Annotated in this window: 20 protein-coding genes and 1 pseudogene; 7 read left to right on the plus strand and 14 right to left on the minus strand. The window is 65.7% G+C overall.

The window, feature by feature from the left end; genetic code table 11:
* Positions 1-99 precede the first annotated feature (99 nt).
* The 4 genes from BJA_RS36300 to BJA_RS36315 all read right to left on the minus strand — a co-directional run bounded on the left by BJA_RS36300 (position 100) and on the right by BJA_RS36315 (position 2,381).
* On the minus strand, positions 100-840 hold the full coding sequence (locus BJA_RS36300; RefSeq protein ID WP_011089896.1) for a TetR/AcrR family transcriptional regulator: 741 nt from the start codon (positions 838-840) through the stop codon (positions 100-102).
* Between the two features lie 165 nt (positions 841-1,005).
* A complete protein-coding gene (locus tag BJA_RS36305; protein WP_011089897.1) occupies positions 1,006-1,368 on the minus strand; it encodes a hypothetical protein in 363 nt (120 codons plus the stop codon).
* 65 nt (positions 1,369-1,433) lie between these two features.
* A complete protein-coding gene (locus BJA_RS36310) occupies positions 1,434-1,838 on the minus strand; it encodes a YciI family protein (protein WP_011089898.1) in 405 nt (134 codons plus the stop codon).
* 177 nt (positions 1,839-2,015) lie between these two features.
* Positions 2,016-2,381, minus strand: a complete 366-nt coding sequence (locus BJA_RS36315; protein WP_028173001.1) for a nuclear transport factor 2 family protein — start codon at positions 2,379-2,381, stop codon at positions 2,016-2,018.
* A 219-nt stretch (positions 2,382-2,600) separates the two neighbouring features.
* On the opposite strand from BJA_RS36315, the gene BJA_RS36320 reads away from it, so the two are divergent.
* The 4 genes from BJA_RS36320 (at position 2,601) to BJA_RS36335 (ending at position 5,354) form a co-directional block, all read left to right on the plus strand.
* Entirely contained in the window at positions 2,601-3,389 is a 789-nt protein-coding gene (locus BJA_RS36320) for an SDR family NAD(P)-dependent oxidoreductase (protein ID WP_011089900.1), read from the plus strand.
* A 126-nt stretch (positions 3,390-3,515) separates the two neighbouring features.
* Complete coding sequence (locus BJA_RS36325) at positions 3,516-3,953, plus strand: hypothetical protein (RefSeq protein ID WP_011089901.1); 438 nt, start codon at positions 3,516-3,518, stop codon at positions 3,951-3,953.
* Positions 3,954-4,226: 273 nt separating this feature from the next.
* Positions 4,227-4,571, plus strand: coding sequence for a hypothetical protein (locus BJA_RS36330; protein WP_011089902.1), 345 nt, complete (start codon positions 4,227-4,229; stop codon positions 4,569-4,571).
* A 432-nt stretch (positions 4,572-5,003) separates the two neighbouring features.
* On the plus strand, positions 5,004-5,354 hold the full coding sequence (locus tag BJA_RS36335; RefSeq protein WP_038965495.1) for a hypothetical protein: 351 nt from the start codon (positions 5,004-5,006) through the stop codon (positions 5,352-5,354).
* 101 nt (positions 5,355-5,455) lie between these two features.
* On the opposite strand, the gene BJA_RS36340 is transcribed toward BJA_RS36335, so the two are convergent.
* The 4 genes from BJA_RS36340 to BJA_RS36355 all read right to left on the minus strand — a co-directional run bounded on the left by BJA_RS36340 (position 5,456) and on the right by BJA_RS36355 (position 8,277).
* Positions 5,456-5,869, minus strand: coding sequence for a VOC family protein (locus BJA_RS36340; protein WP_011089903.1), 414 nt, complete (start codon positions 5,867-5,869; stop codon positions 5,456-5,458).
* A gap of 35 nt (positions 5,870-5,904) precedes the next feature.
* Positions 5,905-6,444 (minus strand): K(+)-transporting ATPase subunit F, encoded by a 540-nt coding sequence (gene kdpF, locus BJA_RS36345; RefSeq protein WP_011089904.1) that lies wholly within the window; start codon positions 6,442-6,444, stop codon positions 5,905-5,907.
* A 166-nt stretch (positions 6,445-6,610) separates the two neighbouring features.
* Positions 6,611-7,912, minus strand: a complete 1,302-nt coding sequence (locus BJA_RS36350; RefSeq protein ID WP_011089905.1) for an RNA polymerase sigma factor — start codon at positions 7,910-7,912, stop codon at positions 6,611-6,613.
* Positions 7,909-8,277 (minus strand): YciI family protein, encoded by a 369-nt coding sequence (locus tag BJA_RS36355; RefSeq protein ID WP_011089906.1) that lies wholly within the window; start codon positions 8,275-8,277, stop codon positions 7,909-7,911. The genes BJA_RS36350 and BJA_RS36355 overlap by 4 nt, the downstream gene beginning before the upstream one ends.
* A 144-nt stretch (positions 8,278-8,421) precedes the next feature.
* Between BJA_RS36355 and BJA_RS36360 the strand changes: the two genes are divergently transcribed.
* Positions 8,422-9,387 carry a 2-hydroxyacid dehydrogenase gene (locus tag BJA_RS36360; protein ID WP_011089907.1) on the plus strand — a complete coding sequence of 322 codons (966 nt, stop codon included), beginning with the start codon at positions 8,422-8,424 and terminating at the stop codon, positions 9,385-9,387.
* A gap of 283 nt (positions 9,388-9,670) precedes the next feature.
* A pseudogene (locus tag BJA_RS36365) lies at positions 9,671-11,637 on the plus strand (cache domain-containing protein).
* Positions 11,638-11,821: 184 nt separating this feature from the next.
* Here the strand turns inward: BJA_RS36365 and BJA_RS36370 are convergent.
* On the minus strand, positions 11,822-12,490 hold the full coding sequence (locus tag BJA_RS36370) for a TetR/AcrR family transcriptional regulator (RefSeq protein WP_011089909.1): 669 nt from the start codon (positions 12,488-12,490) through the stop codon (positions 11,822-11,824).
* Positions 12,491-12,597: 107 nt separating this feature from the next.
* On the opposite strand from BJA_RS36370, the gene BJA_RS36375 reads away from it, so the two are divergent.
* Positions 12,598-13,242, plus strand: coding sequence for a glutathione binding-like protein (locus BJA_RS36375; RefSeq protein ID WP_011089910.1), 645 nt, complete (start codon positions 12,598-12,600; stop codon positions 13,240-13,242).
* Positions 13,243-13,293: 51 nt separating this feature from the next.
* Here BJA_RS36375 and BJA_RS36380 read toward each other — a convergent pair whose 3' ends face one another.
* The 5 genes from BJA_RS36380 to BJA_RS36400 are packed head-to-tail and all read right to left on the minus strand — an operon-like array spanning position 13,294 to position 20,006.
* A complete protein-coding gene (locus BJA_RS36380; protein WP_011089911.1) occupies positions 13,294-14,598 on the minus strand; it encodes a TRAP transporter large permease in 1,305 nt (434 codons plus the stop codon).
* A gap of 31 nt (positions 14,599-14,629) precedes the next feature.
* Complete coding sequence (locus BJA_RS36385) at positions 14,630-15,223, minus strand: TRAP transporter small permease subunit (protein ID WP_011089912.1); 594 nt, start codon at positions 15,221-15,223, stop codon at positions 14,630-14,632.
* 8 nt (positions 15,224-15,231) lie between these two features.
* Positions 15,232-16,230 carry a TRAP transporter substrate-binding protein gene (locus BJA_RS36390; RefSeq protein WP_011089913.1) on the minus strand — a complete coding sequence of 333 codons (999 nt, stop codon included), beginning with the start codon at positions 16,228-16,230 and terminating at the stop codon, positions 15,232-15,234.
* 30 nt (positions 16,231-16,260) lie between these two features.
* The gene (locus BJA_RS36395) at positions 16,261-17,919 is read right to left on the minus strand and encodes a hydantoinase B/oxoprolinase family protein (RefSeq protein ID WP_011089914.1); all 1,659 of its coding nucleotides are present in this window, start codon (positions 17,917-17,919) and stop codon (positions 16,261-16,263) included.
* A 2-nt stretch (positions 17,920-17,921) separates the two neighbouring features.
* On the minus strand, positions 17,922-20,006 hold the full coding sequence (locus BJA_RS36400) for a hydantoinase/oxoprolinase family protein (RefSeq protein ID WP_011089915.1): 2,085 nt from the start codon (positions 20,004-20,006) through the stop codon (positions 17,922-17,924).
* Positions 20,007-20,042 lie beyond the last annotated feature (36 nt).

Here is a 20,042-nt window from a genome sequence, read left to right on the forward strand (position 1 = left end):
TGCGCCGTTGTGAATGTAAATAACATTTACATAGCTAGACCATCCCGCGATTTTGTCAAGCCGGCCACCCGACAGGCCTGGCGAATTATTTGCGCAATTTTATTTCGGCTTGCCCCAGGGGCCGCCCGGCGGCACGCCAGAACCGGAGGATGCCTCCGGAGGCACCGGCGGCGGCTCGGCGCCTTTGGCGGGCGGACGGCGGTCGGTCGGGAAGCCGAGACCGCGCAGATAGATCAGCACCTCGGCCTCTAACAGCTCGTCCGGCGACATCGGCAGTTTTCGTCGCGCAGCATCGCCGCGCGAGAACAGCGAGGCCACGCCATGCGCCATCGACCAGATGTGCAGCGCCATCATCATCGCCGGCGGCCGCGGCGTGCCGGGCGGTGCAAGTGCCGCAAGGCGCTCCGCGGCGGCGCGAATGATGTTGAAAGCACGCTCGCTCGCGGCCTGGAGCGCCGGGTTGGCATCGACCGGCAGGCCGGACTCGAACATCGCGTTGTAGAACGCCGGCTCCTCGCGGGCGAAGGCAAGATAGGCCCTGCCGACCCGCTCGAACGCCGTGACCGTATCGGGCCGCCCGTCGTCCCAGGCCGCGGTCAAGCGCGCCTCGAACTGCTCGAAGCCGCGCTGGGCGATCGAGGACAACAGTTCGTCACGGTCGCGGAAATGCCGGTAGGGCGCCGCTGCGCTGACGCCGGCCATGCGCGCCGCATCGGCGAAGGTGAAGCCGGCCGCGCCCTTCTCGGCAATCAACCCGAGGGCCGCCTGCAACAGGGCTTCCTTCAGATTGCCGTGGTGATAGCCGCGCTCGGCGCGGCGCGTCTCCTTGCGCCAGCTCATGTGAACGAGCTTTACATGAGCCGGGCGTGAAGGTCACTAGCGCAAGCTGGATTTGGTGAACCCGTATTTCCACCGTCATTCCGGGGCGGCTCGAAAGAGCCGAACCCGGAATCTCGAGATTCCGGGTTCGCGCGCTCGCGCGCGCCCCGGAATGACGGCGGGGCCCTAACCGCCCGGGATCGGCAGCACCGGCATGATCTCGACGCGCTCGCCGGGGAAGATCGCGAAGTGCGGGTGGTTCTCGAACATCTTCGCGGCCGCTTCGTGGGACGCAGCGCGGACCACGGTGAAGGCGCCCATCTCGTTGGCGATGTCGGCGATGCCCTTGTCATCGACCCGCTTGGTCTTGCCGAGCGGACCGCCCATCGCCTGGATCGCGCCTTGATGCTTCTCGGCCCAACCCTTCCAGGCCGCGATGCCCTCCAGTTCCTTCGCCTTGCGCTCGGCGTCTGACATCGCGTTCCATGCAGCCCATTTCGGGCTGGTCTTGCTGCCGAGGAAGACGGCGAGATAGGTGTCGGTGCTCATTGGTTCTCTCCTCTGTTGATGACTTTGTTGATGACGGCCGCGAATTCCAATCGCGCCCGCTCTGGCTAGTTCTTCAGACCGCCGAAGCCGGCGGCCGCGGCCTGCACGTCCGGCGGAAAGTCGGTCATCTCCTGCACCTGCCGGATCTCAATGACTTCATTGACCGCGGCCGGGCACTTCTTCGCCCACCCGATCGCCTCGGCACGCGAGGCGACCTCGATCATCCAGTAGCCGCCCAGCACTTCCTTGGCTTCAGTGAAGGGGCCGTCGGTCACAACAGGCTCGCCAGTCGCAAACGACACGCGCGCGCCCATCGCGGGCGGATGCAGGCCGTCGAGCGTGATCAGGACGCCGGCGTCATTCAGCGCCTCGTTGTAACGCATCATCGCGGCGACGCGCTCGGGATCGAGTTGCACGTCCGGCGGCGCGGTCTCGTAGCCGAGCGGGATCATCAGCATCATGAATCGCATGGGCAGTTCCTTGCTTACCTGGTCCTTCCGGGATGCGCCGCGAGGCGCAGGCCCGGAATCCGGGGGAGATCAGCGGGCCGAACCAGCCCGCGCTGCCCTGTAAGACGAATGCCTTGCTATGGAATCGACACCGTGGCGGAAAATTATTCCGGAGGTCATGCCTCGGAAGTTCCTGCCTCAGCGCGGCTGCGGCAGGAACCGGCCGTCCTGGAAGGCGGCGCCGAAATAGACCTCGACGCGGCGGATCCGGCCGCCGGCGAAGCTGAGGAACTCGGTGTTGCGAAAGCTCCTGCCATCGGTCGCCAGGCAGCGATAGGTGACGAAAGCCTCGTCGCCGACGACGAAGATGCGCTCGATCTCGTGGCGCGCGATCCAGCCGGTGTCCCGCCAGCAGCGTTCGAAATAGGTCGCCTTGTCGAGGTCGTCGTCGAACGGGCTGGTGAAGCGGAAGTCGTCGGCGAGCGCCTCGCTCACCCGTTGCCGGTCATTGGCAAGATAGGCGGCGAAGAGGTCTCGGATCAGGCGGGCGTGGTCGTCAGGCATCGGTCGGTCTCCTCGGCAGACGTCGCTTAGAAGACGATGCAGCGGCGGCCGTGCCGACATCGCGCCAGGCGTTCGGCCGGCAGAACGCAAGAATATGTCGAGTGGTTCTCGTCCAGATCGATGGGCATCGCCAGGGCCTTTCTCGTCGGGACCAAAGCGAAGTAAAAGAGACCGGCCCTCGCGTGGGAACAGCCTTTCGAACACAGGACAGATTAGCAAATGCCGCAGGCCCCGCAAAAAGTCGCCCTCGTCACCGGAGCCGCGCGCGGCATCGGGCTTGCGACCGCGAAGAAGTTCCTTGGCGAGAGCTGGCGCGTGGCGCTGCTCGACATCGAGGGGGAGCTGCTCGGCCGCGCCGTCGCCGAGATCGGCCAAAGCGAGGCGACGCTCGCGCTGACCTGCGATGTCTCCGACGCGGCGGCGGTCGGCGCCGCGATGACGACGATTGAGCGGCGGTTCGGCCGGCTTGACGCGCTCGTCAACAATGCCGGCATCGCCGTGTTCGCGCCGCTGATGGAGACGCCGGATGCCGACTGGCGCCGCGTGCTCGAGGTCAACCTCACCGGCCCGTTCCTCTGCACCAAGGCCGCGGTGCCCTTGATGCGCGACAGCGACGGCGGCGCCATCGTCAACATCACCTCGATCTCGGCGGTGCGCGCCTCGACCTTGCGCTCGGCCTACGGCACCAGCAAGGCGGGGCTCGCGCACCTGACCAAGCAACTCGCGGTCGAGCTCGCCTCGCTCAACATCCGCGTCAACGCGGTCGCGCCGGGGCCGGTCGACACCGCGATGGCCAAGCAGGTGCACACCAAGGAGATCCGCGCCGACTATCACGACGCCATTCCGCTCAACCGCTACGGCCTCGAGGAGGAACTCGCGGAAGCGATCTATTTCCTGTGCTCGGAACGCGCGAGCTACATCACCGGTCAAATTTTGGCCGTTGATGGCGGCTTCGATGCAGCGGGTATCGGCCTGCCCACGTTGCGCGGCCAGCGCCGCAACGGGTAGGCACAGGATTTGTAGGGTGGACAAAGGCGCGACGCGCCGTGCCCATCACCGTCTCCGGATTTGGGTGCCATTGTTGGGCGCGCGACGCTTTGCCCGCCCGACGACGTCGAATGTGCGGAGAGTACGATGCAACGTGCCGTTTTGGTCAAAGCCCTAATGCTCGCGACCGCCCTGCTCGCCTCCGCACCGGTTGCCGCCGAAATCCGCATCATCCAGTCACCGGGCGGACGGGTCGGGCCGTTCCTCGACCTATTCGAGAAGGTGCGCGAGAGCGGCGAGCGCGTGGTGATCGACGGTCCCTGCCTGTCCGCCTGCACGCTGGTGCTGAGCATCGTGCCGGGCGAGCGCATCTGTGTCACCAAACGCGCCGTGCTCGGCTTCCATGCCGCGCGTTCGGTCGACCGGCGCGGGCGCTTCTATGCCGAGCCGGAAGCCTCCGACGCGGTGCTCCAAGCCTATCCGGGGCCGGTGCGCGACTGGATCAGCCACCGCGGCGGCCTCACCTCACGGTTGCTGCTGTTGAAGGGGCGCGACCTCGCCGCGATCTATCCGCGCTGTCGGTGAGGACTTGGCGGTCACCAGCCGCGTGACCAGGTTGCGTCCGCCGCTGTCCGACGATTGAGCAGTTTTGCAGAATTTCGACTTTCCGGACGCCGAATCCGCTCAACCGCTTCGCAATGCCTGCACAATTTACGCGGTTTCCAGCCTTTCCCTGCAGTCTATGATGGTCGCGGCTCAGACTGAGGCCGCGGCGGCGTCACGATCTCAGCAGTGGTCACGGACGAGGATGGTCCCGTTTTTTTCAAGATTGCTCATTTTTAAAAGGGGTCGCACGCTATGCAGCCCATCGATTTTCGCTACCGCCTGTCGGACCGGGGACGGATCGTCCTTGGCCAACTGAGCACCGAGGAAACCGTCGAATTCGAACTGCTGACGCGGCGCGACCGCGAGGGCCTGATGGACCTGCCGTCCGAACTGCGGCTGCTTGAGCTGTATGTGAAGTATGTCGGCTCGGGCGCTGAAGCCGCACTCGCGCCGACGGAACCCGCCCGGCGCGACATCGCGCCGCTACGACCGACGAGACCGCCGCCCTCGCGGACGGCGCGGCCGCGTAACTACGTCGTTTCGATGATTGTGATCGCAAGCGTCAGCTTCACGCTCATCGCATTGCTCGTGAGCTAGCACGCAAGCGCGCCGGCGAAATTACGCCGGTCATGCGGTCGCCGGGTTCTAGAAGAACCTCTGGATCATCTGCGCCAATTCCATGCTCGCGCAGATAAGCATACCCCAAAGTGCAAAATTGATCTGTAGCGCCGCTGCCATCGGTCGCTCCCCTTGTAAGTACGCCCATCCCAGTTTGTAGAATTTATGAAGGAATGATTAGCGATTTTGACAGGCAGTTCACAGCCTATTATTGCGCCAGTTGTTGTGCGATGCGGTCCCGATCATTTCACGAAGCGGCCCCACTGCTCTCGCAAAGTCATGCGAATCGAGACTCCATATTCCTATCCGGCCATGCCGGCCAGTTCGTTTCCCTTAGGTTCCATTTAACCGACGCGATGCAAAATCCCTCACGCGGATTTTGTGTGTCGCGTACCGCACTGAGGGTTCGGCATGATGCGACACGGCTTCGTCTTGCTTACTTTTTGCGCAGCGCTCATGGGCTGCGCGGCGGCGCCGGCGCCGGAGCGTCGTCCGATCGCATGGGACGGCCTCGGACAGAACCCGAACCGGCCACCCGTCACAAAGCGGCGCGCAGCGAACCCCGCACCCACGCAGGAAAATCCCAATCAGGAACGGGAAAGAGTGCTCGGGACCTTGCGCCCCTACTCCGAAGCGTGGTGGGCGGTCCATGACGAAATCGAAGCGGAGAATGACAGGCAGCTCGGCACGAAGCTCGTGATCTGCCCTCGCTGCGTCCAGTCGCCGTCCCCCGGCGAGGACGTGACCGGATCGGTCCGTTGAAACAGCAAACGGCCGATCCGGCTATGACGTGACCGCCTTGGGCGCGCCCCTTACCCGCAACGATCGAGGGAGGGGCGCCGCGTGCCAGGCGGTCGCGCCCGTCACATTCCCTCCGCCGGGCAGTTCACCATCCAGGGGATGCCGAACTTGTCGACGCACATGCCAAACCCCTTGGCCCAGAACGTCTTGCTGAACGGCATGGTGACGGTGCCACCGTCGGCGAGCGCGTTGAACTTGCGCTCGGCGTCCGCGACGTCGGCGATCGTCAGCGAGATCGAGAAGCCCTGCGGCTTCTGGACATGCTCGGGCGGCGCGTCGGAGGCCATCAGCACGCTGCCGCCGGGCAACGACATCCGCGCATGCATGATCGTCTTCTCGCGGCCGGGGGCGGCCGGCATGTCCGGCGGCGCGTCCGAGACGCGCATCATCGCGTCGATCTTGCCGCCGAGAACCTTGGCGTAGAAGTTGAACGCCGCTTCGCAGGTGTCCTGATAGAACAGATATGGATTGAGCATCGCTTCTCTCCTTTTCTTTCCCTGGGCTGTGAGGCTCATTGTTTCTCGGTGAGCTTCTTCAGGCTGACGAGGCCGGCCTCGAAATCCTTGCCGATCATGCTGTCCATGTTGATGAAGACCTGCATCACCTTGGACATGAAGGGCGCCGGACCGTACATCGCCCATGTGACCAGTGTAGCATCGCCTTGCGGCACAAAGGTGAACTCGGCGGTGTTGTGGCCTTCGAAGGGACGCTCGAAATCGAGCTTGATGCGGAGCTTCGACGGCGTGCTCGCCTCGAGGATCTCCATGTGGCCGGCGCCGACGTTGTTGTTCCCGTCCCAGGCATAGGTCGCGCCCTTGCCCCGCGCTGTTCCGCCGAACGTCCGCTTCATGGCGGGATCGCGGTTCTCATAGGGCGACCAGCTGGTCCAGAAGTGGAAGTCGGCGACCACCGGATAGATGGCATCGGCCGGCGCCTTCACGGCGAGCGAACGCTCGACGCGAAAGGTGTCAGGCTTGGTGAGGGCGAAGACGAGGACGCCCGCTAGTCCGACCGCGAGCACGATGGCGATGATGGCAATGGCTTTCAGCATGAATGGCTCCCTGGATACGGGATTAAGACGAAGGGAGGAGGCTGAGGCCGACAATTCGAAATGAGATTTTTTGGATCGTCATTCCGGGGCGGTCCGCAGGACCGAACCCGGAATCTCGAGATTCCGGGTTCGATGCTTCGCATCGCCCCGGAATGACGGCAAGCCGTCATTTCGCCTTCGCACCCTGCCTGGCGCTCCCGTTGCTGCTCTTCGGCTGGCTGTCCCGGATCAGGCGATCGATGTGCATGCGGATATGGGCGGCTTCCGCCGAAGTGTTGGCGAGCGCGATGGCGCGGTCGAAGGCGATGCGGGCTTCGTCATTGCGGCCGAGCTGCATCAGGAAGGCGCCGCGCACGCCGTGGAAATGGAAGTAGTTGCCAAGCTTTGGTGCCAGCGGCTCGATCAGGTCGAGCGCGGCTTGCGGCCCGCGCACCTTGGACACCGCGACCGCGCGATTGAGCGTCACCACCGGCGACGGCTGCGCCAGTTCCAGCGCGCCATAGAGCAGGTCGATCTGGGCCCAGTCGGTCTCCTCCGGCGTCGCCGCACGGGCATGCAACGCGGCGATTGCGGCCTGAATCTGGTAGGGCCCGCTGCGGCGATGGCGCATCGCCTTGTCGATCAGCGCCAGCCCTTCCGCGATCATGGAGCCGTTCCACAGGGAGCGATCCTGGTCCTCCAGCAAGATCAGCGAACCGTCGTCCGCAAACCGCGCGGCGCTGCGCGCATGTTGCAACAGCAGCAATGCCGCCAGCCCCATGATCTCCGGCTCGCTCTGGAACAGCCGCAGGAGCAGCCGCGCCAGCCGGATCGCCTCCTCGCAGAGCGGCTTTCTGATCTCGGCGGTGTCGCCGCTCGCCGAATAACCCTCGTTGAAGATCAGGTAGATCATCGCCGCGACGCCCGCGAGCCGCTCGGAGCGTTCGATCGGGCCGGGCGTTTCGAAAGGCGTCCCGGCCTCCGCGACCTTCGCCTTGGCGCGCGTGATGCGCTGCTCCATCGCCGCCTCCGAGACCAGGAAAGCGCGCGCGATCTGCTTCACCGTGAGACCGGAGACGATGCGCAAGGCGAGCGCGATCTGCTGCGTCGCCGGCAATTGCGGGTGGCAGCAGATGAACATCAGCCGCAAAATGTCGTCGCGATAATGCGAGCCGTCGAGCCGCTCGGCGAGCGCGCCCTCGGCATCGTCGAGATCGGAGATCGCCTGATCGTCCTCGGGCAGCGGCTGCTGCTTGCGGGCGCGCCGCACCTCGTCGATCGCGACATTGCGGCCGACCATGATCAGCCAGGCCGCGGGATCGCGCGGCGGGCCGTTCTGCGGCCAGGTCTTGAGCGCGCGCAGGCAGGCGTTCTGGAAAGCCTCCTCGGCGGTGTCGAGATCGCGGAAATAGCGCAGCAGCGCGCCGACCGCCTGGGGTCGCGCCGAAGTCAGCGCGGTCTCGATCCAGGCGGTATCAGTCTCGCTCACGTCAAATTTCCTCCGGGCCTGAACACGCCGACGGGACGCACCTCATAGGCGCCGCCGGGGTTGGCGGCGCCGAGGTCCCGCGCGACGTCGAGCGCATCGTCGAGGTTCTTGCAGTCGACGATGTAGAAGCCGAGCAACTGCTCCTTGGTCTCGGCATAGGGGCCGTCGAGCACCAGCGGCGGGTCCTCTTTACGCAGCGTCGCCGCCGCGGTGGTCGGCAACAGCCGCGCCACCGGACCGAGCCGGCCTTGGCTCGTGAGCTTCTCCTGCACCACGGCGAGCTTCTTCATCACCGCCTCGTCCTGGTCCTTGCTCCAGGAGCCGACGAAGTCCTCGTCATGATAGCAAAGGATCGCATAAAGCATGGGCAGCACCTTCCCTGACCTCTTGTTGTAAAGACGATCCACTATGCCCCGCCCCGACAGGGCTGCGGAAAAAATTTGCAAGAAAAATCCGGCAGATCGTGCCAAGGAGAGCCCTCAAAATCGGAACACGACGAGGCACTTCGAATGACCAAAGGCACACTGGCCGTCCTGATCAACAGCACGCAGCAGAACTGGCTGCCGGAGCGCTGGAAGGCCCGGTTCGATTCGGTCTGCGGCGGCCGCCGCGTGGTGCTGCTGCCGGATACGGCGCTCGATCCGGCCGAGGTGCATTATGCCGCGGTGTGGAAGCCGGTGCCCGGCGATCTCGGCTCGTTCCCCAATCTGCGCGCGATCTTCAATCTCGGCGCCGGCGTCGATGCCCTGATGGCGGACAAGAGCCTGCCCGACGTGCCGCTGGTTCGCGTCGCCGTGCCCGACCTGACCAATCGCATGACCGAATACGTCGTGCTTCACGTGCTGATGCACCACCGCCAGGAGCTGTACTTGCGGCAGTCGCAGCGCGAGAAGCGCTGGGAGCCGAAATATCAGTGGCCGGCAAGCGCAGTCACGGTCGGCGTCATGGGACTGGGCACGCTGGGTGCGGACGCGGCCGACGTGCTGCGGCGGCTCGGCTTCCGCGTCGCCGGCTGGAGCCGCAGCCCGCGCACCATCGAGGGCGTCGAGTGCTTCCATGGCACCGCCGGAATCGATGCGTTCCTGCGCGCGACCGACATCCTGGTCTCGCTGTTGCCGCTGACACCGGACACGCACGGCATCCTCAACCGCGACGTCTTCACAAAGCTCAACCGCAAGAGCCCGCTCGGCGCCCCCGTGCTGATCAATGCCGGCCGCGGCGGCTTGCAGAACGAAGCCGACATCCTGGCCTGTCTCGACGACGGCACGCTGGGCGCCGCCTCGCTCGACGTCTTCGTGCAGGAGCCGCAGCCGAAAGACAGCCGCTTCTGGACCCATCCCAAGGTGCTGCTGACCCCGCACAACGCCGCGGACACCGACGCAGAAGCGATCTCGGCCTATGTCGCCGAGCAGATCGCACGGTTCGAGGCGGGCGGCGCGCTGGAGAACGTGGTGGACCGGACGCGGGGGTATTAGGGCCGCACGCGGCCGCCCCACCCTCGGCGTCGTCCTGGCGAAAGCCAGGAACCCAATACCCCAGGGAGCAGTCGTGGCGCGAAGTGGCAACCACGAATCTTCGTCAAACTACGTCCGGTGGTTATGGTCCTGGCTTTCGCCAGGACGACATCGGAGTTTTTGGCACGCGCCCACCGTTTCACTCGCCCCCCACAACCACCCCGCTCAGCCGGTATTCCGTTCACCCTCTCTTAGCGAGAAGTTGATAAGCGTTGTTAACCAACGCTCAAAGAACGAGTCGGACATGCGGACGAGCCTCGGCCTCAGGATGCGGATCACGGTTGCGCTGGCGGTGACGGCGGCGGCGACCGCGCTGTTTGCCGTGCTGGGCGCGATGTGGATCATCGCCGGCATCATCGACCGAGCCGACCAGCGCGAACTGCGCAGCCATTACGACGCCCTGCAATCGCGCATCGCCGAGGAATCGCACCGCGCCGCCGCGATGAGCGCCGTGGTGGCCGCGATGCCGGCGACGCAGGAGGCGATGGCGAAGCAGGACCGCGAGGCGCTGGTGCGCCTGTTCGGACCGGTGTTCACTGCGATCAAATCCGACTACGGCGTCGACCAGTTCCAGTTCCACGTGCCGCCGGCGACGTCTTACCTACGCGTGCACCAGCCGGCCAAGTTCGGCGACGACCTCTCCGGCTTCCGCAAGACCGTCGTCGTCGCCAACCAGGACCGCAAGGTCGTGGTCGGGCTCGAAGGCGGCGTGGCCGGGCTCGGCATCCGCGGCGTGGTGCCAATCGCGCAAGGGGCTAAGCATCTCGGCACGGTCGAATTCGGCCTGACCTTCGGCCAGCCTTTCCTCGACGATTTCAAGACCAACCGCCATGTCGACGTCGCCTTCCATCTCGCCGACGGCTCGGGCTTCAAGCTGTTCGGGGGCACGCTGAAGGGCAAGAGCTTCTTCGATACGGCCGATTACGGCCGCGCCGCCGAGGGCGGCTTCACGGTGCGACAAGCCAGGCTCGACACCACGCCGGTCGCCGCGCTGCTCGGACCGATCAGGGACTTTTCCGGCAAGCCGCTCGGCGCGGTCGAGCTTGTGATGGACAATGCCGATTACGAGGCTTCCGCCGATCGCGCCTGGCTGCTGGCGATCGGGATCGCCGCGCTCGGGCTCGTGCTCGCGGCGATCGTCGGCTATCTCATCGCCCGCAGCATCTCGCGCCCGATCCTGTCGATCACGAACGTGATGCGCGAGCTCGCGGACGGACGTCTCGATGTCGCCGTGCCCACCAGCAAGGCGAATGACGAGGTGGGCGCGATGGTGAAGGCGGTCGCGGTGTTCCGCGACAATGCGGTGAATTTTGACAAGCTCCAGGCCGAGCAGCTCGAGGCCAAGGCGCAGTCCGAGGCGGAGAAGCGGCGCGCCTTCGCCGCGCTCGCCGACAATTTCGAGGCCAGCATCCGCGAGGTCGTCACCACGGTGTCCGCGGCCGCGGTCGAGATGGAGCACACCGCGCGCTCGATGTCCGCCATCGTCGAACAGTCGCGCGAGCAGACCCGCACGGTGTCGTCGGCCTCGGCGCTGGCCTCCGAGAACGTGCAGACGGTCGCGGCTGCCGCGGAAGAATTGTCCTCGTCGATGACCGAGATCAGCCGGCGGCTCGCCCACGCGACCGAGGTGGTCGGCAAGGCCGCGAGCGACGGACGGCAATCGAATGCGCGCGTGCAGAGCCTGGCGGATGCCGCGCAGAAAATCGGCGACGTGGTCTCCTTCATCAATGGCATTGCGGGCCAGACCAATCTGCTGGCGCTCAACGCGACGATCGAAGCGGCGCGCGCGGGCGAAGCCGGTCGCGGCTTTGCCGTCGTCGCCTCCGAAGTGAAGGCGCTGGCGACCCAGACCGCGAAAGCAACCGAGGAGATCGGCGCGCAGGTCACCGCGGTACAAGGAGAGACCACCGGCGCGGTCGACGGCATCCAGTCGATCTGTGCGACGATCCAGCAGGTCGACGAAATCTCGGCCGCGATTGCCGCCGCCGTCGGGCAACAGGGCACCGCGACGCAGGAGATCGCACAGAACGTCCAGCAGGCCGCCGCCCGCACCGGCGAAGTCTCGCAGAACATCTCCGGCGTCACCGCCGGCATCGCAGCGACCGGAACGCGGCCGAGGAAGTGCTGGGCTCCGCGATCGAGCTGTCGAAGCAGTCGCAACGGCTGCGCGACGAGGTCGATCGTTTCCTGGCGCATATCCGGGCGGCGTAGCTCACACTACAGATCAGGTGGTCGTCCTGGCGAAAGCCAGGACCCATTACCGCAGGGGCGAGTTGCCGCGCGAAGTTCTAACCCCGAATCTTCGCCAAACGACATTCGGTGGCTATGGGTCCTGGCTTTCGCCAGGACGACACCGGGGAGATAGCTCGCGCCACATACTCACTGTCGTCCCGGCCTAGCTCTTCGCGCCAGCTCCCGCCATCACGTCGATCGCGCCCTTCACGATTGCTTCCAGATCTTTCCGCGAGACACGCGCGCGCGAGCGGATGGCGATCGAGTGTACCGTCGCTGATGCAAGCTGGGCCAGAACGGCCGGGTCGGCGCTCTCCGGCAGTTCGCCCTTCTCCTTGGCGCGGCGGAAGCAATTCGCAAACGCCTTGTCGAGCTCGGCGAGACCGTCGAGCACCATGGCGCGGATGTCGGGATCACCGACCGCTTCGGACGCCGCCGTCACCACCGTGAAGCAGCCGCGCGGGCCCGTTTCGCCGGACAGATAGATGTTCAGCGCGGAGGCGAAGATGCGCTCCAGCCGCTGGCGCAGCGGCATCTCCTCGCGAAAGATCGCGGCCATGGATGCCCGCGCGTCCTCGCGGTAGCGCTGGTAGCTCTTGATATAGAGCTCGCGCTTGTCGCCGAAGGCCCCGTAGAGACTCGGCCGGTTCATGCCTGTGGCCTCGCTGAGATCGTCGAGCGAAGTCGCGGCAAAGCCCTGCCTGCGGAATAGGTCGAGCGCCTTGCCGAGCGCGACATCGGGCTCATAGGCCCGCGGACGGCCGCGGCGCTTAGGTTCGCCGCGGCGCTCGGGCTCATTGGCAGCAGTTGGCGGCTTCGATTTTTGTACCATTTCGCAAATTAATCCTTGACCGCCGATATATTATGCAACACAGTACAAAAATCAATCTGGCCAGGTTGAGCGATACCCGAAAGAGGAACTGCCCAAGGAGGCTACAGATGGATCTCTATTTCTCGCCGCTCGCCTGCTCGATGGCGACCCGCGTCGCGCTGTACGAAGCCGGCGCCGAGGCGAATTACCTCGAAGTCGATCCGCCGACCAAGAGGGTGCTGAAGGACGGCACCGATTTCCGCACCGTCAACCCGATCGGCCTCGTGCCGACGCTGCGCACCGACGAGGGCGTGGTGCTGACCGAGAACGCGGCGATCCTGCAATATGTCGCGGACCGCTTCCCGCAATCCGGCCTCGGCGCGAGCGCGGGCATCGAGCGCACCCGACTGCACCAGTGGCTCTGCTTCATCGGCACCGAACTGCACAAGGGGCTGTTCATTCCCGTGCTCGACCGCAAGGCGCCGCAGGAGACGAAGGCCTACGCGCTGGAGAAGAACCTGTCGCGGCTCGATTATCTCGACAACTACCTTGAGGGACGCGACTTCCTGCTCGACCATTTCAGCGTGGCCGACGCCTATCTCGTCACGGTCATCAACTGGACTATGGCGACGCCGCCGATCGAGCTCGCCAAATGGCCGAACGTGAAGGCCTATTACGAACGCCTGCGCCAGCGGCCGTCGGTGGCGAAGGCGATCGCGGAGGAGTTCGAGTTGTACAAGGCCGAACAGGCGCGGAAGAAGGCGGCGGCGTAAGCTTCGTGAATCAAGACGCCGTCCCGGCTATGTCGCCGGGGCGGCGCAAATCTATCCGTACAGCACCCGCGGCAGGATCGTGACGATCCCGGGCCACAGCGTCAGCAGCAGCACGAAGCCGACCATGATCATGAGATACGGCATCGTGACGCGCGCGATGTAGCCGAGGCCGTCTTCGGTCAGGCCCTGGATCACGAACAGGTTGAAGCCGACCGGCGGGGTGATCTGCGCCATCTCAACGGCGAGCACCAGGAAGATGCCGAACCAGATCTCGTCGAAACCTGCGCCCTTCACGATCGGCAGCACGATCGGCAGCGTCATCACGATCATCGAGAAGCCATCGAGAAAGCAGCCGAGGATCAGGTAGAAGATGATCAGCACCACGATCAGCATGAAGGGCGACAGGCCGAGGCCCTTGACGAAGGCGGCCACCGCCTGAGGAATGCCGAGGAAGGCCGCGGCATTGCCGAGGATCGAGGCGCCGAGCACGATCAGCGCGATCATCGAGCAGGTCACGACCGAGCCGATCAGCACGTCGCGCATCACCTGCTGCGACATCGAGCCTTGCGCCCAGGCCACCAGCCCCGCCCCGAGCACCCCGACGGCGGCGGCCTCCGAGGGCGTGGCGAGCCCGCCATACATCGAGCCGAGCACGCAGGCGATCAGGAACAGCGCCGGCGCGAGATCCTTGAGCGCCGCAAAACGCTCGCCCCACGGCACCTGCGAGAGTTTTGCTTCCGTCTCCGGCACCATCGAGGGCTTGAGGGTCGTGTGCAGCATCACCCAGCCCATGAAGGTCGCCGCCAGCAGCAGGCCGGGCAGCACGCCGGCCGTAAAGAGCTTGAGAATGGAGACGTCGCCGAGCACGCCGTAGATGATCATGATGTTGGACGGCGGGATCAGGAAGCCGAGCGTGCCGGCGCCTGCGAGCGAGCCGATCGCGATGTCGCGCGAATAGCCGCGGCGCAAGAGCTCGTTGAGCGACATGCGGCCGATCACCTGCGTGGTCGCCGCGGACGAGCCGGAGATCGCCGCGAAGATGGTGCAGCCGATCACGTTCACATGCAGCAGCCGGCCCGGCAGCAGACCGGCCCAGGGCGCAAGTCCCTGGAACAGCGAGCGCGACAGGCGGGTGCGGAACAACAATTCGCCCATCAGGATGAACAGCGGCAGCGCCAGCAGCTCCTGCGTGGTCAGAATGTTCCAGGCGTATTGCGGCAGCAGCTTGTCGAGCGGAATCGAGCGGAACATCGCCAGCAGCAGCGTGGCGGTGAGCGCGAGCGTGAGACCGATCCAGACACCGCCTGCCAGCAGCGCGAACAGGATCCCAAACAGGGCGACGACTTCGATGGTCATGCGATCTTGAATCCGGGTGCGGGCAAAACGATCATTCGACGGGCGAGGCCTTCATGCGGTGATCCTCGAGCGGCAGGCCGAGGGTGGCCTGGATCGCGCGCGCCAGGAACTGGAGCGTAAGCAGCAGCATGCCGAAGGTGACGACGGCTTCCGGAAACCACAGCGGCGTGTCGCTCGAGGTCGAGACCTGGCCGCGCACATAGGCGCCGTAGGCGAACTTCGCCATCGCCGAGGTCAGGAACGCCATGAAGGCGAAGCCGGCGGCGGCCGAGAGGATTTCGATCGCACGTTGGAACGGTGCGGGGACGTTCTTCAGCAGCAGCACCACGCGGATGTGGCCGCCGACGCGCAGGGTCATGGCGGCGCCGAAGGTGAAGGACGCCGCCATCAGGTAGGAGGAATATTCCCACGCGATCGAGATGGTCGGCGGGAAGAACGGCAGGAAGTTCGAGAGGAAGCGGGTTGCGACCTCGCACAGCATCAACAGCGTCAGCGTCAGCAGACAACCGCCGCCGATCCAGCCGTCGAGCCGGCCGAGACGGTCGATGCCGTCGAGCAGGATGCGCAGCGGCGCGGGCGCCGCTGCATTGAGGCTTTGCGGTGCTGCGGGCGAAACGCTGACCATGGCTTGGCTCAGCGCTTCATTTCAGCGAGATAGGCCCGCACCGGCTTGTCGGCCGCCGGCACGCGCTTGAGGAAGGCGTCGAGCTGCGGCGCGGTCTTGGCCCGGATGTCCGTCATCATCGCATCCGAGACCGGGATCACCTCCATGCCGCCTTCCTTGAGGCGGTTGAGACTGTCGACGTCGGCCTTGAGCGAGTTCGCCCAGAAACCCGGCTCCATCTTCGCGGCGGTATCCGCGACGAGCTTCTGCTGATCCGCGCTGAGCGCCTTCCACGAGTCGAGATTGACCGTCAGCATCTGCGACGACCAGACGTGGTTGGTCGGATAGATGTACTTCAGAAATTCCCAGAACTTGCCGTCGACGCCCGACACCGCCGAGGTGGAGACGCCCGAGACAGCCCCGGACGCCAGCGCGGGGATCGTCTCGCCCCAGGGGATCATCACCGGCGCCATGCCGACCACCGCCAGCATGTCGACGGCGTTCTTGTCGGGCACGCGGATCTTGATGTTCTTCAGGCCCTCGAGGTCGGCGACCTTGACCTTGAGATGCAGGTACTGCGTCGGCCACGGCACGATGTAGAGGATCTTCTGGTTATTACGCGCGGCGACCTTCTCGTATTCGGGCCGCACATATTTGTGCAGCACCTTGAGCTCGTCCATCGAGCTGCACAGGAAGGGGATGCTCTCCACGCCCATGAAGGGCTCATCGCCGACCTGCTGGATGTTGAGAACGTCGGCGAGCGGCACGAGGCCATCGCGCACGGCGCGCAAGTGCTCGGGGCCCTTGAAGCCGAGCTGGCCGCCGGCCTTCACGGTAATCGCGACCGAGCCGCCGGTCTGCTTCTTCACCTCCTCGGCGAACGCCATCGCATTCTGGGTGTGGAAATTGCCGTCGGGCCAGACCGTCGACATGTCCCAGCTTGTCGTCGCGGCCCGCGCGCGGGTCGAGATGTGGCCGGCGGCGAGCAGCGTCGCTGCGCCCGCAGTGAAGTTCCGTCGCGTGATCATTGAGCCCCTCCGTTCACGACGCCTGACGCGTCACCGCGTGTACCCATAAACCGCAACCGCGTTGTCCGCAGACACGAGGCCGCTTTCGATGTCGTCATTGACGGCCGCGCGCGCCCGCTCGGCCGGATCGCCGATGCCGGCGCCGCCGGGCGTCAGCACCACCAGCCGGTCGTCCGGCGGCACCTGCTGAAAGCCCTTGCCACGCAGCTTCTTGCCGGATTTCAGGCCGACATAGCCGGCCTCGCCGTTCCGGCCGCCGTCGCGGCCACGCGGCGGATGATCAATACGATCGAACGCTGCCAGAATGTCGAACGGCGCGTCGACGCCGCTGCCGACCTCGATGATCTGGCCGAGGCCGCCGCGGGTGCGCCCTGCCCCGCCGGAATCCGGGCGCAGCTCCTTGCGCCAGAAGATCAGCGGCGTCTGTGTTTCCGCGATCTCGACCGGCGTGCCGCGCACGCCGCTGGGATAGGCGGTGGCCGACAGGCCGTCCTTGCCGAAGCGAGCACCGGTGCCGCCATTGCTGGTGACCGCCATCGAGAACCCGTAATTGCCGCCGACGCCCGAACGGGTCTGTCCGCGCACATTGAGATTCCACAGGCACGAGGTGCCTTCCGCCGGCACGCGCTCGGGAATGATCTGGCGCAGGCAGCCGAACACCACGTCGGGCAGCATCTGGCCGATGATGTGGCGCGAGGCGACCGGCGCAGGCTTCGGCGCATTGAGGATCGCGCCAGGGGGAGCCGACACCGTCAACGGCGAGAGCGAGCCGGCATTGTTCGGGATCTGCGAAGCGACGACGCAGCCGAGGCCGAACACGGTGTAGGCCGTGGTGTAGGACAGAGGCACGTTGATGCCGAACTTCGAGGCGGCCGAGGTGCCGTCGAAATCGACGTGAATGCCCGCGTCCGAGATCGTCAGCGTTGCGGCCAGCGTCACCGGCGCGTCATAGCCGTCAACGACCATGGTGTTGCGCCAGCTTCCCTTCGGCAGCTTGGCGATCTCGGCCAGCACGGCCTCGCGCGAGCGGTCGCAGATGTAGTCGCCGAGCTCGTCCAGCGTGTCGATGCCGAACTCGGTCATCATCTCGACCAGGCGCTCGCAGCCGACGTCGTTGCAGCCCGCGAGCGAATAGGTGTCGCCCTCGGTGTCGATCGGCAGCCGCGTGTTGGTGCGGATCATCGCCATCAGCGTCTCGTTGACGACGCCCTGGTCGATCAGCTTCAGCATGGGGATGTAGAGCCCCTCCATGAACACGTCGGTGGCGTCAGGGCCGAAGCCGATGCCGCCGATGTCCATGAGATGGCTGGTGCAGGAGAACAGCGCGACCGGCTTGCCGTCCTTGAAGCAGGGCGTGGTGACGACGAAGTCGTTGAGGTGGCCGGTGCCCATCCAGGGATCGTTGGTGATGTAGGCGTCCCCCTCCTTCATCGTCTCGATCGGGAAGCGGTCGATGAAGTGCTTGACCGATTCCGCCATCGAGTTGACGTGACCGGGCGTGCCGGTGACCGCCTGCGCCAACATCCGCCCCTTGAGGTCGAACACGCCGGCGGAGAGATCGCCGCATTCGCGCACGATCGGGCTGAACGCGGTGCGGAGCAGCACCTGCGCCTGCTCCTCGACCACGGCGATCAGCCGGTGCCACATGATCTGAAGGTCGATCAGGCTCGCGCCATTTGCCTTGCTCATGATCAAGCTGCCTTCCGTTCCATGACGATGCTGCCGGCACCGTCGATATGGGCGTCAAAACTGTTGGAGACGAAGGTCGAGGTCTCATCCTCCGCGATCACCGCGGGGCCGGCAATCGTCGCCCCCGGCGCCATGTCCTCGCGGCGATAGAGCGGGATCTCGATCACCTCTCCGGCCCGGCCGTCGAAGAATTTCCGGCTGCCGGACGCCTTGCCCGCAGGCATGCGTGCGACGGAAGCGACGACGGACGGATTGCGCGCATCGGTGGTCGCGAGCACCGACCAGCTCAGGACCTCGATCGCAGCGCCCGGAATCGACCGCTCGAACATGGAGGAATAATCCGCCTCGAACTTCTGGCGCAGGCCGGCGAGATCGGCTGAATTCAGCGGCCGGTTCGGCAGCTCGACGCTGATCTCGTGGCCCTGGCCGACATAGCGCATGAAGGCCGCGCGGCGTTCATGCACCGGCGCACCGGCAGCACCAGGCTCGACCAGCGCACGCGCCTCGGTCGCCATCTCCTGCAAGAGGTCGGAGACCGCTTTGGTGTCGAAATCGTCGAGCCGGACGTGACGGCTGCGCACCAGTTCGTAAGCGATGGGCGCCGCCAAAAACCCGACCGCGGAGCCGACGCCAGCATTCGACGGCACGATCACCCGGGAGACACCAATCTTCTCGGCGACACGCGCCGCATGCAGCGGTGCGGCACCGCCGAAGGCGATCAGCGTATGCTGGCCGACCACGGCGCCACGCTCGACCGCGTGCACGCGTGCCGCACTCGCCATGTTCTCGCAGACGACCTCGTGCACGGCATAGGCCGCGGTTTCCGCCGACAGGCCCAGCGGCTCGCCGACGCTGCGGAGCAGCGCTTGCTTCGAGAGCTCCGGGTCGAGCTTGATCGTGCCCCCCGCGAAGGCGTCGGGATCGATCATGCCAAGAGCGACGTCCGCATCGGTTACGGCCGGGCGCTGGCCGCCGCGGCCGTAGCAGGCGGGGCCCGGCTCCGACGACGCGCTCTCGGGGCCAACGGTGACGCGCTTCATCGCGTCGACATGGGCGATCGAGCCGCCGCCGGCGCCGATCTCGACCATCTCGATCACGGGAATGCGCACCGGCAGGCCGGAGCCTTTCAGGAAGCGCGCAGCGCGATCGACCTCAAACACGCGCGAGGTCTCGGGCTGGTATTTCTCGATCAGGCAGATCTTGGCCGTGGTGCCGCCCATGTCGAAGGAGAGCACCTTGCTCTCGCCGAGACGCGCCGCGATCTGCGCCGCGAAGATCGCGCCGCCGGCGGGACCGGATTCGATGAGGCGCACCGGAAAGCGCCGCGCCGTCTCGATCGAGGTGACGCCGCCGCCGGACGTGACGAGATAGATGGCGCCGCGGAACTGCTCGACCTGCAGGGCATCGGCCATGCGGGCGAGATAGCCGTCGATCAGCGGTTGCACATAGGCGTTCGCGACCGCGGTGGACGTGCGCTCATATTCGCGGATCTCCGGACACACGGCCGATGACACCGTCACGGAAACGCCGGGCATCTCCTCGCTGAGGATCGCGGCTGCGCGGCGCTCATGCTCGGGATTGGCGTAGGAGTGCAGGAAGGCGATTGCGACGCTCTCGACCTTCAATTCACGCAATTTTGGCGCGAGTGCGCGCACCGACGCCTCGTCGAGCGGGAGGCGGATGGCGCCGTGCGCGTCGATGCGCTCGGGCACGGTGAAGCGCAGACTGCGCGGCGCCAGCGGCCTCGGCTTGTCGATGGTGAGGTCGTATTGGTCGTAGCGGCTCTCGGTGCCGATATCGAGCACGTCGCGAAAGCCGTCGGTCGCGATCAGCGCCGTCTTGGCGCCGCGGCGCTCGATGATGGCGTTGGTCGCGAGCGTGGTGCCGTGAATGAAGACGTCGATGTCGCTGATATGGGCGCGCGCATCGGCGAGAATGAGACGCATCCCGTCCAGCACCGCCTGTTCGGGCCGCTGCGGCGTCGTCAGCACCTTGCGCGTCTTGCGCACCTCGCCCATGTCCAGAACGATGTCGGTGAACGTGCCACCGATATCGACGGCAAGCCGCACCTCGGCTCCCTCAAGCATTCCAAATTCTCCGGCTGATCGTCAAGACTGGGGACA

The organism is Bradyrhizobium diazoefficiens USDA 110 (genome assembly GCF_000011365.1).
GTDB classification, from domain to species: Bacteria; Pseudomonadota; Alphaproteobacteria; order Rhizobiales; family Xanthobacteraceae; genus Bradyrhizobium; species Bradyrhizobium diazoefficiens.